We start from the raw sequence: 14302 nt of genomic DNA on the forward strand, positions 1-14302 counted from the left end.
AACCGACCGTTAGTTGCGATTTATTGTGTCGACGTCGGCCGTTACCGCTACGCCGCCGGCACGATCATCTCCCGCGCAATCGCGCAGAACGCCGCCGTAGCCGCGCTTTCGCCATGCAGCCGGCGGCTCATGATGATCGGCGACGTCGCGGCCGGCTCCGGCAGCCGCCGGTAGACGACGCCCCTCACCCGCACGCCCTCCACGCTCTCCGGCACCAGCGACACGCCCACCTGCGCGGCGACGAGCCCGAGCGCCGTCTGCAGCTCGCGCACCTCGTGAACGGCCGCCGGCACGACCGCGCCGTCGCGCAGTGCCGACAGTTGCTGGTCGGCGAAGCTCGGTCGCGGTGTGCTCGGGTAGACGATCATCGTCTCGTTCGCGATATCCGCGAGCGTCAGCGGCCGGTCCGGATCGGCGAGCGGATGCCCGACCGGCAGCGCCGCGATCAGCTTTTCCTCGATCAGCGCCTCGCGCACCAGTTGATCGTCGTCGAAGCGCAGCCGGCCGAACCCGACGTCGATCCGCCCGCCCTTCAGCGCGCCGAGCTGTTCGAGCGTGAACATTTCGATCAGCGACAGCTCGACGTCCGGCTGCGCCTCGCGAAACGCGCGGATCACGTCCGGCAGCGCGCCATACAGCGTCGACGGCACGAAACCGATCACGATCCGCTCCGACAGCTGCGCGAGCCGCCGCGTCAGCGGGCCGAGCTCGTCGGCCTGGTCGACGAGGCGCTTCGCCTGCGCATAGAACACGCGCCCCGCATCGGTCAGTTTCAGCGGCCGCGCGCCGCGCTCGAACAGCGGCAAGCCGATCTCGTCCTCGATCGCCTGGAGCTGGCGGCTCAGCGGCGGCTGCGTCATGTGCAGCCGCTCCGCCGCCCGCGTGATGTTCATTTCCTCGGCAACGGCGATGAAGTAGCGGAGCTGACGCAATTCCATTTCATGCCCCAAAGGTATGGAAGTAGTCGGAAAGAGTGTTGGACGACGCGGTGCGGGAATTCCTACCATGTGCACCAACAGGAGGAATCGCATGATAGCAACTGCCGCCACCATCGAACGCATCGAGACGATCCTCGTCGACGTGCCGACGATCAGGCCCCACAAATTGTCGGTCGCGACGATGAATTGCCAGACCCTCGTGCTGGTCCGTGTTCGATGCACGGACGGTATCGAAGGCGTCGGCGAGGCGACGACCATCGGCGGTCTCGCGTACGGCGAGGAGAGCCCCGAAAGCATCAAGGTCAACATCGACACGTACTTTGCGCCGCTGCTGCAGGGCATGGACGCGACGCGTCCGGGCGCCGCGCTGGCGCGCGCGCGCAAGCTGTTCCAGGGCAACCGTTTCGCGAAGTGCGCAATCGAAACTGCGCTGTTCGACGCGCAGGCGCAGCGTCTGGGCGTGCCGCTGTCGGAGCTGTTCGGCGGCCGCCGGGTCGATGCGGTCGATGTCGCGTGGACGCTCGCGAGCGGCGATACGCAGCGCGACATCGCGGAAGCCGAAGCGATGCTCGAAGCCCGCCGCCATCGCGCGTTCAAGCTGAAGATCGGTTCGAACGCAGTCGCCGACGACGTCGCACACGTGGTCGCGATCAAGCGTGCGCTCGGCGAGCGCGGCGACGTGCGGGTCGACGTGAATCAGGCATGGAGCGAAACCGATGCGATCTGGGCCGGCGCGCGACTGGCGGAAGCCGGCGTGAGCCTCGTCGAGCAGCCGATCGCCGCGACCAACCGCGCGGGGCTCAAGCGCCTCACGCAGCTCGCGCAGGTGCCGATCATGGCGGACGAGGCGCTGCACGGCCCCGTCGATGCATTCGCGCTCGCGCAGGACCGCGCGGCCGACGTGTTCGCGGTGAAGATCGCGCAATCGGGCGGCCTGCAGGGCGCGGCGAGCGTCGCGTCGATCGCGGCGGCGGCCGGCATCGAGCTGTACGGCGGCACGATGCTCGAAGGCGCGGCGGGCACGATGGCGTCCGCGCAACTGTTCAGCACGTTCGACTCGCTGAAATGGGGCACCGAACTGTTCGGCCCGCTGCTGCTCACCGAGGAAATCCTCGTCGAGCCGCTGCGTTACGAGGATTTCAAGCTGCATCTGCCGGCGACGCCCGGCCTCGGCATCACCTTCGACTGGGCCCGCATCGAACGGATGCGACGCGACGCCCGCTGATCCCCACACGACAACCGAAACCGGAGACACAGATGAACAAGCAAGCCATCGACGCACTGCTGAAGACCTTCGACGACGCCGCAGAGAAACCCGGCAACCCGCGCGTGCGCGCGATCGTCAACCGGATCGTGCAGGACATCTGCTACACGATCGAGGACTTCGACGTGCAGCCGAGCGAATTCTGGACGGCGCTGAACTACCTGAACGAAGCCGGCCGCGAATTCGGGCTGATCGCCGCGGGCCTCGGCCTCGAGCGCTTCCTCGACGTGCGGATGGACGAAGCCGAGGAAAAGGCCGGCATCCAGGGCGGCACGCCGCGCACGATCGAAGGGCCGCTGTATGTCGCCGGCGCACCGGAATCGGTCGGCCATGCGCGTCTCGACGACGGCACCGATCCGGGCCAGACGCTGATCATGCGCGGCCAGGTGCTCGGCCAGGACGGCGCACCGATCGCGAATGCGCTCGTCGAGGTGTGGCACGCGAACCACCTGGGCAACTACTCGTACTTCGACCAGTCGCAGCCCGCGTTCAACCTGCGCCGCTCGATCCGCACCGACGCCGACGGCCGCTACAGCTTCCGCAGCGTGCTGCCGGTCGGCTACAGCGTGCCGCCGGGCAGCAAGACCGAGCAACTGCTCGACCAGCTCGGCCGTCATGGCCATCGCCCGGCGCACATTCACTTCTTCGTTTCGGCGGACGGTTATCGTAAGCTGACGACGCAGATCAACATCGACGGCGATCCGCATCTGTGGGACGACTTTGCGTTCGCGACGCGCGACGGCCTGATCCCGCCGGTCAAGCAGGCCGAAGGCGCGGAAGGCAAACCGTACGGCGTCGACGGGCAGTTCGCGCTGATCGACTTCGATTTCTCGCTGCTCAAGGAAAAGCAGGACGTACCGGGAAGCGAAGTCGAGCGGGCACGCGCGCAGGCCTGAGCGCCCTTCCCGTTCGACGAATCGACAACTCAAGGAGTGCAGGATGCTGTTTCATGTGGAAATGACCGTTCGCCTGCCGGCGGACATGGATCCGGTCAAGGCGGCCACGCTGAAGGCGGAAGAAAAGGCGATGTGCCAGCGGCTGATGAACGAAGGCGTCTGGCGCCATCTGTGGCGGATCGCCGGGCAATATGCGAACGTCAGCATCTTCGACGTCGAGAGCGTGCAGCAACTGCATGACCTGCTGAGCCAGCTGCCGCTGTTTCCGTACATGGAGATGGAAGTGCGGGCGCTGTGCCGGCATCCGTCGTCGATTCGCGACGACGACCGGTAAGCAGCGGTGAAGCGCGGCCGTGACCGACGGCCGCGAGCTGCCCGACCCGGGCGGCCCGCGATGTCTCGCAGGCTGCGCGGGTCGTTTTGCGTTTGGCGGCGGTTGCCCGTGCCGTACGGCATCGGCGTGCGCGGCAACCGTCACGCGGTCAGATGCGCCGCAAACCCCACCTTCCCCGGCGCGATCCCGTCCTTCAGCGTCAGCGCGGGAATCTCGTAGTCGCCGGTGTTCTGCTGCCGGAACGGAATCGGCTGCGTGGTCCACAGATCGTCGAGCCGCCGGCCGAGCGCCGCGCGCGTTTCGGCGAAGCGCGCTTCGTTCATCTTGCCCGTCCGGTAGATCACGAACGGCGGCAGCACGTCGAACCCCGGGTAATACAGCACGCCGTGCTGGATCGGAAACAGCACGTCGTCGATCGGCCCGTTGATGCCACGCGGGCTGTAGTGCGACTCCCACCCGCCCGTCGTGACGACCACCATCGCCCGCTTGCCGGCAAACATGCCTTCGCCGTAGCGATCGCCCCAGTGCGTATCGGAATGCTCGCCAACGCCGTACGCGAAGCCGTACGCATACACACGCTCGAACCAGCCCTTCATGATCGCCGGCATCGAGAACCACCACAGCGGGAATTGCAGGATCACCGCGTCGGCCCACTTCAGCTTCTCCTGCTCGCGCGCGATGTCGTCGCTTTGCGTGCCGGCCGCAAATGCGCGCTTCGAGTCGAGCGACGGATCGAAGCGCGCGTCGGGCGCACGATCGGTCACGTCGTTCGCATCGAACGCCGCCTTCCAGTTCATTGCATACAGGTCGGTCACCTGCACCGCGTGGCCGGCCGCTTCGAGATGCGCGACGGCGAAGTCGCGCAGCGCGCCGTTCAGCGAACGCGGTTCGGGATGGGCATACACGATCAGCACCTTCATGTTCGTCACTCCGTGGATTGAATGACTGCAGGATGCCGCTGCCAAAGGTATATTTGAAATGAATTCCTGATATTCCAGGTATAGCCATGAATAATCTCAGACGGCTCGATCTGAACCTGCTCGTCACGCTGGACGTGCTGCTCGCCGAGCACAACGTCACGCGCGCGGCCGAGAAGCTGAACATGTCGCAGCCGTCGGTCAGCGTACAGCTGCAGAAACTGCGCGACGTGTTCGGCGATCCGCTGCTGTTGCCCGGGCCCCGCGGGATGCGGCCGACCGCGCGCGCGGAAGCGTTGCGCGCGCCGTTACGCGATGCGCTCGAAGCGGTCGAACGCGCGGTGATTCCGGCCACGCCGTTCGATCCCGCGACCGCGACGGACACGTGGCGCGTGGCCGCGACCGACTACGGCGAATCGACGATCGTGCTGCCCGCGCTGAATACGCTGCGCTCGGCCGCGCCCGGTACGCGGCTCGCCGTCGTCGAACTCGTGCCGCCGCGCATCGAGCAGGATGCCGAACGAAACGGCATCGACCTCGCGTTCCATACAACCGAGGGTTCACCGCCCGGCATGCGGCGCCTGCCGCTGTTCGTCGAGCGTTACGTGCTGATCGGCCGCGCCGGGCATCCGAAGCTGAAACGGCGCCCGACGCTCGCGCAGTTCGGCACGCTCGAGCACGTGATCGTGTCGCCCGACGGCGGCGGCTTCTTCGGCGTGACGGACGAAGCGCTCGCGAAGGTCGGCGCCGCGCGGCGCGTCGTGCTGTCGGTGCCGCACTTCCTGTTCGTGATGTCGGCCGTTGCGAGCACCGATCTCGTCGCGATGCTGCCCGAGCGGCTGGTGCGCGACGTGCCCGCGCTGCGGGTGGTGGACGCGCCGGTCGAGGTGCCCGGCTATGAAATGTCGATGCTGTGGCACGAGCGCGTGCATCGCGATCCGGCGCATCGGTGGCTGCGGGAGACGATCGCGGCAGCGGTGTAAGCCGTTCGCCGGATCGGTACGGCCGCCCGCTGCGAGCGCCGCGGCACGAAATCCTTCATTCGGGGCTTGAAACCCCGCCAAACACTGTATATATTTACAGTGCTTTTGCACCATTTGACCCGAATTCCGTCATCCACAGACGAACGGACTTTTGTGAGGCGACCATGTTCCAGGCATCCGCATTCGATCCCGAGCAACCCGGCTTCAATCCCGTCCACTTCGAGCGCGCCGCGCAGCGGGCGGTCGTCGATTTGCAGCGTGTCGCGGGCGGCCCCGCGCAACGTGCGCTCGGCCTGCGGCGCCGCACCCATCCTGCGGCCGTCCGCACGATGAGCTGGCAGGCGCTGCTGAACGTCGAAGAGCTGGCATTCTCGAATGCCGGTTTCCTGAACCGCAACGACCCGGCCGTCGTCGACGCGTTCATCCGGCTGCGCGACAGCCGGCTGGTCGCCGCGGACGTCGAGGAACCGGTCGACTGGCGCCGCGACGATGACGACCTGCCGGCCATCTACCTGATCGTCAAGGCGATGCTCGACGCGGAAGAGGAAGAACGGGCCGAAGCGGCCTGACGCGTCATGACCGTTCGCGGTCACGATCTGCCGGAGCCGCGCCGCCACGTTGCGTGGTGACGCGGTCGGCGCTGCCGTTCATGGCGGCCCTGCGTCAGCAAATCGGCGCACCGGACGGTAGCCGCAAACCGTCGCGCAGGCGGCTCTCCGCCGCGCGACGTCCGTCCAGGCGACCGTCAAAGCCGCCGCCCGTTACAGCCTTGCCGCCAGCCGTGAGCCCTGATCGATCGCGCGCTTCGCATCGAGTTCGGCGGCCAGTTCCGCGCCGCCGATCAGATGCACCGAGCGCCCGGCCGCCTGCAGCGGCGCGAGCAATGCGCGCTGCGGCTCCTGCCCCGTGCAGAGCACGATCGTGTCGGCTTCGATCAGCTCGTGGTCGGTGCGCTGCTCGCCGTACGACACGTGCAACCCGCGCGCGTCGATCCGCTCGTAGTTCACGCCACCGACCATCTTCACCTGCTTCATCTTCAGCGTCGCGCGGTGAATCCAGCCGGTCGTCTTGCCGAGCCCCTTGCCGAGCGGAGCGGCCTTGCGCTGCAGCAGCGTCACTTCACGCGCGGGCGCCGAGACCTGCGCACGCGTCACGCCGCCGCGCGTCGCGGCCGGGTCGGTCACGCCCCACTCGGCCTTCCATTCTTCCAGATCGAGCGCCGGCGATTCGCCGTCCTGCACCAGATATTCGGCGACATCGAAGCCGATCCCGCCCGCGCCGACCACCGCGACCCGCCGTCCGACCGGCTGCTTGCCCGCGAGCACGTCGATATAGCTGAGCACGTTCGGCCCGTCCTGCCCCGGAATCTTCGGATCGCGCGGCGCGACGCCCGTTGCGAGCACGATCTCGTCATAACCGCCCGCGATCAGGTCGCTCGCATCGACGCGGCGGTTCAGGTGCAGGTTCACGCCGGTCAGCTCGACCTGGCGGCCGAAGTAGCTCAGCGCTTCATGAAACTCTTCCTTGCCCGGCACCTGCTTCGCCATGTTGAACTGGCCGCCGATCTCCGCTGCGCCGTCGAACAGGTCGACGTGATGGCCACGCTGCGCGAGCACGGTCGAGCATGCGAGCCCGGCCGGCCCCGCGCCGACCACCGCGATGCGTTTCGGCTGCTGCACGGGCGTGTATTTCAGCTCCGTCTCGTGGCACGCGCGCGGATTCAGCAGGCACGACGCGATCTTGTTCTTGAACGCGTGATCGAGACACGCCTGGTTGCAGCCGATGCAGGTGTTGATCTCGTCGGCGCGGCCTTGCGCGGCCTTGACGACGAATTCGGCATCCGCGAGCAGCGGGCGCGCCATCGACACCATGTCCGCGCAGCCATCCGCGAGAATCTGCTCGGCCACTTCCGGCCGGTTGATCCGGTTGGTCGTCACGAGCGGAATGCCGACCTCGCCCTTCATCTTCTTCGTCACCCACGCGAACGCACCGCGCGGCACCGACGTCGCGATCGTCGGCACACGCGCCTCATGCCAGCCGATCCCCGTGTTGATGATCGTCGCGCCCGCGCGCTCGACGGCCTTCGCGAGCTGCACGGTTTCGTTCCAGTCGCTGCCGTCCGGAATCAGATCGAGCATCGACAGCCGGTAGATCAGGATGAAATCGCGGCCGACCGCTTCGCGCGTGCGCTCGATGATCTCGATCGGCAGACGAATGCGGTTCTCGTACGAGCCGCCCCACTGGTCGGTGCGCTTGTTCGTATGCATCGAGATGAACTGGTTGATCAGGTAGCCCTCGGAGCCCATGATCTCGACGCCGTCGTAACCGGCTTCGCGCGCGAGCTTCGCGCAACGCACGAACGCGCGGATCTGCCGCTCGACGCCGCGCGCGCTCAGCTCATGCGGCGCGAACGGCGAGATCGGCGACTTGATCTTCGACGGCGCGACCGCGAACGGGTGATAACCATAGCGGCCCGTATGCAGGATCTGCAGCGCGATCTTGCCGTCCTCCGCATGCACGGCGTCCGTGATCTCGCGATGCCGGCGCGCGGCGGCCGACGTCATCAGCGTGCCGCCGAACGGCTTGGTCCAGCCGGCCACGTTCGGCGCGAAGCCGCCCGTCACGATCAGGCCGACGCCGCCACGCGCGCGCTCGGCGAAATATTCGGCGAGGCGCGGCAGCGTCTTGCGGCTGTCTTCGAGGCCCGTGTGCATCGAGCCCATCAGCACGCGGTTCTTCAGCGTCGTGAAACCGAGATCGAGCGGCGCGAGCAGGTGGGGAAAGGAGGTTGTCATGATGAATCAGCCCAGAGTCGATGCCTGCCATCGTAGGCGCGCGCCGCCTTGAGCGTGAGGGGGCAAACAGCCATAATGCTTGTCATTTCCGGCCAAAATGACATGACCTCCCTTCTCGCCAAAGACCGCCTCGGGCTGCGCCGGCCGACGATTCCGGTTGCCTATACGCGCCTGCTGCTGCAGGCGCTGGGCGCACGCGGTGTCGACCTGGCCGCCGTGCGCGCCGGCACCGGCTTGCGCGACGCGGTGCTGGCCGAACCGGACGCACGCGTCGCGCCGTCGCAATGGGGGCGGCTCGTGCTCAATGCGATCGAGATCGGCGGCGATCCGGGCATCGGGCTCGCGTTCGGGCTGCTGTTGAAACCGACCGTGCACGGCTTTCTCGGCTACGCGACGCTGACCGCGCGGGACATCCGAGAAGCGCTGTCGGTCACGCAGCGCTACTTCCGGATGCGCAATCGCCAGTACCGGCTGACCTATGCGGAAGACGAACGCGGCGCGACGCTCGAACTGCACGGCGTGCAGGCAAGCCCCGTGCTGCAGCATCATGTGATGTTCGAATTCGTGCTGACGGGGCTCGCGCAGAACATCTCGCAATGGGCCGGGCGCGCGTCGCCGCCGATCAAGCTGCAGTTCGCGTGGCCGGAGCCTGCGTATTTCGCGCGCTATCGCGACCAGTTGCCGCCGGTCGAATTCGGCTGCGCGGCGAACGCGCTGTGGATCGCGCGCGACGTGCTCGACTGGCCGCTGCCGCTCGCCGACGAAGTCGCGCACCGGCAGGCACTCGTGCAGGTCGAGCGCGAATATGCGCAGGTGCGCCAGGAGGAAGGGGATCTCGTCGAACGCGTGCGCGCGGAGCTGGCGCGCGCGGCAGGCGAATACCCGGGGCCGGAAATGCTCGCCGATGCCTTGCTCGTATCGACGCGCACGCTGCGGCGCCGGCTGGAGGAAGCCGGGTCGAGCTATCGGCAGTTGCTCGACGAAGCACGGTTTCGCGACGCGAAGCAGTTGCTCGCCGCGTCGGATCTGGACTTGAAGACGATCGCCGAGCGCTTGCAGTTCACCGACCCGGCGAATTTCACGCGCGCGTTCCGGCGCTGGGCCGGGCAGACACCGAGTGCGTACCGGGAAGCGGCTGCGGCTGCGGATGCGGCACGCGAGTAAAGCGGAACACTCGCATGCGATTCATCAGCCACCAACGGTAATCCGCGCGCCGCCCTCCCCCTCACCCGCCTCGATCCGCACATCGCCCGTCGCGGCGACGATCGCGTCGTACACGTCGTCGCTCACGCACACCACCGGCACCGCGATCGCATACAGCTCGGCGGCCACGATCGCGCCGATCGAGATGATCAGGTCGCGTTCCTTCAGCACGATCCCGACCGGCCCCGTGCCGTTGCGCACGGCTTCCGCGAGCACGCTGCTGCTCGAACTCGAGCCCTTCGCATGCGGCATCACCATCACCTTGCCGGCGAGGCTCGCCCCGGCCTGCGGATGGCCGCGATCGACGATCCTGCCCGCGCCCGAGTCGTAGCCGCCCCAGAAGCTGAGCGGCTTGTCGAGCACGAACGGGCGTGCGCATGCGCTGCCCGGCACGAGCGTGTCGCCCGTCAATTGCTTGCCCGTCGCTTCAGTCATCGAATCGCACCTTTCCTTCGTACGCCGACCGCACGCATTCGCGCATGCTGCCGTATGCCACCGTCACGCCGATGTTCGCGGGCGCATACGACGCCCATTTCCCCGAGTTGGTCATCACCAGCCCCGACAGTTGCTTCATCACCGGCGTGATGTACGTGCAGGTGTCGACGACGATCTGGATGCCGCGCGCGGCGAACTTGCCAGCGAGGCCGGCTTCCTCCAGTTCCCACAGGATGAAGCGGCTCGTGTTCACGTAGAAATCGCAGGCCGGCTTGCCGTCGAACGCGTCGAGCAACGTGTCGAGCGTGCGGAATTCGGCGAGCGAGAAATGCGGCGTGCCGAGCGCCACCGCGACGAGTGCGTCGCCCGCCGCGCCGTGGTTCAGCGTGCGGCGAATCTCGTCGAGATCGGCCATCGTGACGTCGACCGTGCGTTGCGCCGATTGCCCGTGCAACGCGGCGCCGAGCGTCGGCGCCTCGGGCGTCACGCCCACTGCATGGAACAGCGCGACGGCGCCGCTCGATGCGGCGGCCGCGCCGAGCGCCTTGAGTTCGTCTTCGGTGGTGTCCGCCGGCAGCCCGACGATCGCCGGCACGACCGCGCCCGCGATCTTGCCGACAGCCAAGCCGAGCGCGGCGAAGTAAATGTCGCGCGACGGCAGGCGGGTGAAATCCGGCGCGTTGAATACGATCCGCGCCGCGCGGTTCGCTTCGACATGCAGCCCCGCATACGGTGCGCGCCCGGTGATCGCGGCGGCCAGATCGAGAAAATCGCCGTACCGGCTCGTGCGCGCGCCGAGCACCGAGTTCGCGAACACGATCGCATTCGATTCCGCCCACGCGATCTGCTCGCCCTTCGCGGGACGGTTCTTCAGTTGATACGGCGCGCACGTGAAGCTCGATTCGCAGCCGAGTTGCAGATGCGCGTCCATCAGGCGCTGCGCATCGCGCTGGATCGTGCGATCACCGTGGTACAGCTCGGGATGGATCAGGTCGAGCGACCCGACGTTCAGCGTGGTCGGCACCGCGACCTTCGCGCCGGTGTCGACGAAATACTCGACGAAGTCGAGGCTCGTCTGGCCGTGGTACAGACAGCCGTCGATATGGGCAGACGTAATGTCGATCAGGTGCGGCGCGGACATCACCTGCGCCGTACGCGCGACGATCCGCATCGCACGCGCGACGCCATCGCCGAAATCCCCGCGCAACATCGCGTCGTCGCGGTCACTCAACTGCAGCATCGGTTGCTCCTCGTGACTCGGGCGGCGGCGCCGGCCCGTGAAATCCGTCAGAGGACTCTACAACTGGAAATAAAAACTGTCCAGATCGACATCAATCCGGACAGTTTAAAGACCAATTCCCGTTACGAGAGACCACCACGATGGCCAATGGCTCGAATTCGGCTCCAGTTCGTCTAGCGTTCAGCGGTCAGGTTGAACAGCTCGCCGCGCAACGCCTTCGCACGCTCGCTGCCGAACTGCGTCTCAAATTCGTTCTGCGCCGCCTGCCACGCGACCTTCGCTTGCGCGAACGTGCGCTCGCCGAGCTGCGTCAGGTGCAGCGCATGCGCACGCGCATCGTGTTCGGACGCGGCCGTCTCGACGAAACCGTCGCGCTGCAGCGGCTTCAGCGCGCGCAGCAGCGTCGTGCGGTCCATCACGAGCTTGTCGGCGAGTTCGCTCATCAACAGGCCAGGCCGGTACGTCAGGTTCGCCATGATCGAGAACTGCGCGGGCGTGACGCCGACCGGGGCCAGATGGCGTTCGTACAGTTGCGTGACGAAGCGCGCCGCCTGACGCAGCGCGAGGCAGTGGCACGCTTGGGCAATCGAGGTGTCGTTCATGTTCGGCAATTTATATGTGCATATGCATAAAGTCAATGTACACTCCGCCGTAACCCGAGGCCGGCGGCCGGCCCGCGCGTCAAGGAGACGGACATGGACTACATCGACAAGCTGCGGATTTTCCGGTCGGTGGTGGAGATGCGCAGCTTCACGCGCGCAGCCGACATGCACGGCCTCGCGCGGCCCGTCGTGTCGCGCGCGGTCGCCGATCTGGAGGCGCGCTTCGGCAGCCGGCTGCTGCACCGGACCACGCGCCAGGTGTCGCTGACCGAAACGGCCGAGCGCATCTACGAACGCTGCGCGGCCGTGCTCGACGAACTCGATGCGCTCGAAGTCGAAGCGCAGACGCACACCCGCGAACCCGAAGGCCTGCTGCGCCTCGTCGCGCATACGACGGCCGCGCTGAACCGGCTCGTGCCGCTGATCGCCGGCTTCAAGAGCGCGCATCCGAAGGTGCGCCTCGACGTCACGCTCACCGAGCGCCCGGTCGATCTCGTCGGCGAAGGCTACGACATCGGCATCGTCGTGCCGTACATGCTGACGAGCGAATCGACCGTCGTGCGGCTGGTCGATCGCATTCCGGTCGTGATCGTCGCGACACCCGCGTACCTGCGCGAACATGCGCGCCCCGAAACGCCGGCCGACCTCGCGGATCATGCGTTCGTGCCGCTGTCGCCGTCGCTGCGCCGGCCCGCGCTGTCGTTCCGCGTCGACGGCGACCTGCTCACCGTGCCGTTCCGCTTCGACATCTCGTCGAACAGCCCCGTCTTCAACCGCGAAATGGTGATGCACGACTTCGGCATCGGCGTCGTCCCGAAAGCGCTCGTCCAGGCCGAACTCGCGTCGGGCGCGCTCGTGCAGTTGCTGGCGGACGCCGACCTCGTCGACGCGTTCGTCGAAATCAAGCTCGCCTACGCGAACCGCGTGCTGCTCCCCGCGAAAGTGAAAGCCTTCATCGACTACACGGCCGCCTACTGCGACCGCGAAGGCTGGATCGTCCCGGCGGCCGCCTGATGGCGATTGGTACAGCCACGACACCAATCTGATCCTGCCCCGCCCATCGATTCGCGGCTGCCTGCGCCCTAACATGTGCACATGCACAAGATCACCCTCACCGACGACGATTGCTTTGCGGTCCGGCAAGCCGCCCGCCGGATCTCGCAGTTCTACGAGCGCTATCTGTCGCAGGCGGGCGTGACGCCGTCGCAGTACAACATTCTCGCGCTGCTGCGCGACCGGCCGGGCCTGACGATGGCGGCACTGTCGAGCGTACTGGTGATCGAACGCACCGCGCTGCTGCGCGCGCTCAAGCCGCTCGTCGGCGCGGCGCTGGTGATGGGCCGGATCGAACCGCCGCACCGCCGCCAGACCTTCGCGCTGACCGCGCACGGCGAAACGAAGGTCGCCGACGCGCACGTGCACTGGCTCGCCGCGCAGGAAGCGTTCGAGCGGCGCTTCGGGCCGACGCAGGCGGCCCGCCTCAGAGACGAACTGTTCCGGATCACGCACAACCTGCCGGAACGCTAGCCCCTTCCCCGATCGACGCGACGTCGCCGATCGTTTTGATAAGTGCATATACATAGGTGAATCGATGGAAACGACCCAAGCCGCTGCCGCATCGCGCGAAGCAGCCACAACCGAGCGGCCCGCGAAGCAGCAGCGCCGCGTGCCGTGGATGCGCATCGCGGTAGGCGTCACCGTCGTCGTCGTGGCCGCGGCCGTGCTCGACTGGCTGTTCGTGTTGCGCTTCCAGGAGAGCACCGACGATGCGTATGTCGGCGGCGACGTGACGGTGCTCGCGCCGAAGGTCAACGGCTTCGTCGACAGGATTCTCGTGACCGACAACCAGCGTGTGAAAGCCGGCGACGTGCTCGTGCAGCTCGATGCGCGCGACTACGACGCGAAGCTCGCCCAGGCAACCGCCGAAGTCGACAGCGCGCGCTCCGCCGTGACCGAACTCGAAGCGAAGCAGCAACTGCAATTCGCGGTGATCGGCCAGCATGCGGCCGACAAGAACGCATCGTCGGCCGAACTGACGCGCGCCGCGTCGGACCGCGTGCGCTACCGCGAACTCGTCAAATCCGACGCGGTGTCGAACCAGATCGTCGAGCGCGCGGACGCCGATTACTCGAAAGCCGGTGCGGCCGTCGAACGCAGCGACGCCGCGCTGCTCGCATCGAAGCGACAGCTCGACGTGCTCGGTGCACAACTCGCCGATGCACAGGCCCGCGTGAACACCGCGCTCGCCGCGCAGCGCGTCGCGGCGCTCAACGTCGAATACACGACGATCCGCTCGCCGGTCGACGGTTACGTCGGCAACCGCACGGGCCGCGTCGGGATGCTCGCGAACGTCGGCGTGCCGCTGCTGACGGTCGTGCCGGCCTCCGGGCTGTGGATCGACGCGAACTTCAAGGAAGACCAGTTGCGCAAGATGCGCGCGGGCGATCGCGTCGACGTCGCGCTCGACGCGTCGAGCACGCGTCTGCACGGCCGCGTCGACAGCGTCGCGCCCGCGACCGGCGCGACCTTCAGCGTGCTGCCGCCCGAGAACGCGACCGGCAACTTCACGAAGATCGTCCAGCGCGTGCCCGTGCGCGTGCATCTCGATCCGCAACCCGGTATCGAACACGTGCTGCGCCCCGGCCTGTCGGCGGTCGTGACCGTGCATACCGACCACGCGAACTGAGCGGGAGAC

At 67.2% G+C, this 14302-nt stretch carries 15 protein-coding genes; 9 read left to right on the forward strand and 6 right to left on the reverse strand.

Going from position 1 to position 14302, the window contains the following annotated elements; all coding sequences use genetic code 11:
* Positions 1 to 47: 47 nt before the first annotated feature.
* A complete protein-coding gene (locus ACWMMN_RS27945; RefSeq protein WP_059237397.1) occupies positions 48 to 938 on the reverse strand; it encodes a LysR family transcriptional regulator in 891 nt (296 codons plus the stop codon).
* A 91-nt stretch (positions 939 to 1029) separates the two neighbouring features.
* Here ACWMMN_RS27945 and ACWMMN_RS27950 point away from each other — a divergent pair, with 91 nt between their 5' ends.
* From ACWMMN_RS27950 to catC, 3 genes are read left to right on the forward strand one after another with little or no spacing between them, the layout of a single operon-like run.
* Positions 1030 to 2163, forward strand: a complete 1134-nt coding sequence (locus ACWMMN_RS27950) for a muconate/chloromuconate family cycloisomerase (RefSeq protein WP_059237398.1) — start codon at positions 1030 to 1032, stop codon at positions 2161 to 2163.
* Positions 2164 to 2195: 32 nt separating this feature from the next.
* Entirely contained in the window at positions 2196 to 3098 is a 903-nt protein-coding gene (gene catA / locus ACWMMN_RS27955; RefSeq protein WP_059237399.1) for a catechol 1,2-dioxygenase, read from the forward strand.
* A gap of 43 nt (positions 3099 to 3141) precedes the next feature.
* Positions 3142 to 3432, forward strand: a complete 291-nt coding sequence (catC, locus tag ACWMMN_RS27960) for a muconolactone Delta-isomerase (RefSeq protein ID WP_059237400.1) — start codon at positions 3142 to 3144, stop codon at positions 3430 to 3432.
* Between the two features lie 140 nt (positions 3433 to 3572).
* On the opposite strand, the gene ACWMMN_RS27965 is transcribed toward catC, so the two are convergent.
* The gene (locus ACWMMN_RS27965; RefSeq protein ID WP_174993103.1) at positions 3573 to 4352 is read right to left on the reverse strand and encodes an NAD(P)H-dependent oxidoreductase; all 780 of its coding nucleotides are present in this window, start codon (positions 4350 to 4352) and stop codon (positions 3573 to 3575) included.
* An 86-nt stretch (positions 4353 to 4438) separates the two neighbouring features.
* On the opposite strand from ACWMMN_RS27965, the gene ACWMMN_RS27970 reads away from it, so the two are divergent.
* Positions 4439 to 5332, forward strand: a complete 894-nt coding sequence (locus ACWMMN_RS27970) for a LysR family transcriptional regulator (RefSeq protein WP_059237402.1) — start codon at positions 4439 to 4441, stop codon at positions 5330 to 5332.
* 164 nt (positions 5333 to 5496) lie between these two features.
* A complete protein-coding gene (locus ACWMMN_RS27975) occupies positions 5497 to 5901 on the forward strand; it encodes a DUF2471 family protein (protein WP_059237403.1) in 405 nt (134 codons plus the stop codon).
* 192 nt (positions 5902 to 6093) lie between these two features.
* Here ACWMMN_RS27975 and ACWMMN_RS27980 read toward each other — a convergent pair whose 3' ends face one another.
* Positions 6094 to 8127 (reverse strand): NADPH-dependent 2,4-dienoyl-CoA reductase, encoded by a 2034-nt coding sequence (locus ACWMMN_RS27980; RefSeq protein WP_059237404.1) that lies wholly within the window; start codon positions 8125 to 8127, stop codon positions 6094 to 6096.
* Between the two features lie 75 nt (positions 8128 to 8202).
* Between ACWMMN_RS27980 and ACWMMN_RS27985 the strand changes: the two genes are divergently transcribed.
* Positions 8203 to 9291, forward strand: coding sequence for an AraC family transcriptional regulator (locus ACWMMN_RS27985; RefSeq protein WP_486423430.1), 1089 nt, complete (start codon positions 8203 to 8205; stop codon positions 9289 to 9291).
* A gap of 24 nt (positions 9292 to 9315) precedes the next feature.
* Here ACWMMN_RS27985 and ACWMMN_RS27990 read toward each other — a convergent pair whose 3' ends face one another.
* From ACWMMN_RS27990 to ACWMMN_RS28000, 3 genes are all read right to left on the reverse strand, one after another.
* On the reverse strand, positions 9316 to 9765 hold the full coding sequence (locus tag ACWMMN_RS27990; protein ID WP_059237406.1) for an aconitase X swivel domain-containing protein: 450 nt from the start codon (positions 9763 to 9765) through the stop codon (positions 9316 to 9318).
* Complete coding sequence (locus tag ACWMMN_RS27995) at positions 9758 to 11005, reverse strand: aconitase X (protein ID WP_174993100.1); 1248 nt, start codon at positions 11003 to 11005, stop codon at positions 9758 to 9760. Before ACWMMN_RS27995 ends, ACWMMN_RS27990 begins: the two co-directional genes overlap by 8 nt.
* A 173-nt stretch (positions 11006 to 11178) precedes the next feature.
* The gene (locus ACWMMN_RS28000; RefSeq protein WP_059237408.1) at positions 11179 to 11607 is read right to left on the reverse strand and encodes a MarR family winged helix-turn-helix transcriptional regulator; all 429 of its coding nucleotides are present in this window, start codon (positions 11605 to 11607) and stop codon (positions 11179 to 11181) included.
* Between the two features lie 93 nt (positions 11608 to 11700).
* Between ACWMMN_RS28000 and ACWMMN_RS28005 the strand changes: the two genes are divergently transcribed.
* The 3 genes from ACWMMN_RS28005 to ACWMMN_RS28015 all read left to right on the forward strand — a co-directional run bounded on the left by ACWMMN_RS28005 (position 11701) and on the right by ACWMMN_RS28015 (position 14293).
* Positions 11701 to 12621, forward strand: coding sequence for a LysR family transcriptional regulator (locus ACWMMN_RS28005; protein ID WP_059237409.1), 921 nt, complete (start codon positions 11701 to 11703; stop codon positions 12619 to 12621).
* Positions 12622 to 12702: 81 nt separating this feature from the next.
* Entirely contained in the window at positions 12703 to 13134 is a 432-nt protein-coding gene (locus tag ACWMMN_RS28010) for a MarR family winged helix-turn-helix transcriptional regulator (RefSeq protein WP_486423431.1), read from the forward strand.
* Between the two features lie 64 nt (positions 13135 to 13198).
* Complete coding sequence (locus tag ACWMMN_RS28015; protein WP_059237411.1) at positions 13199 to 14293, forward strand: HlyD family secretion protein; 1095 nt, start codon at positions 13199 to 13201, stop codon at positions 14291 to 14293.
* Positions 14294 to 14302 lie beyond the last annotated feature (9 nt).

The organism is Burkholderia cepacia complex sp. TUM26381 (assembly GCF_057439935.1).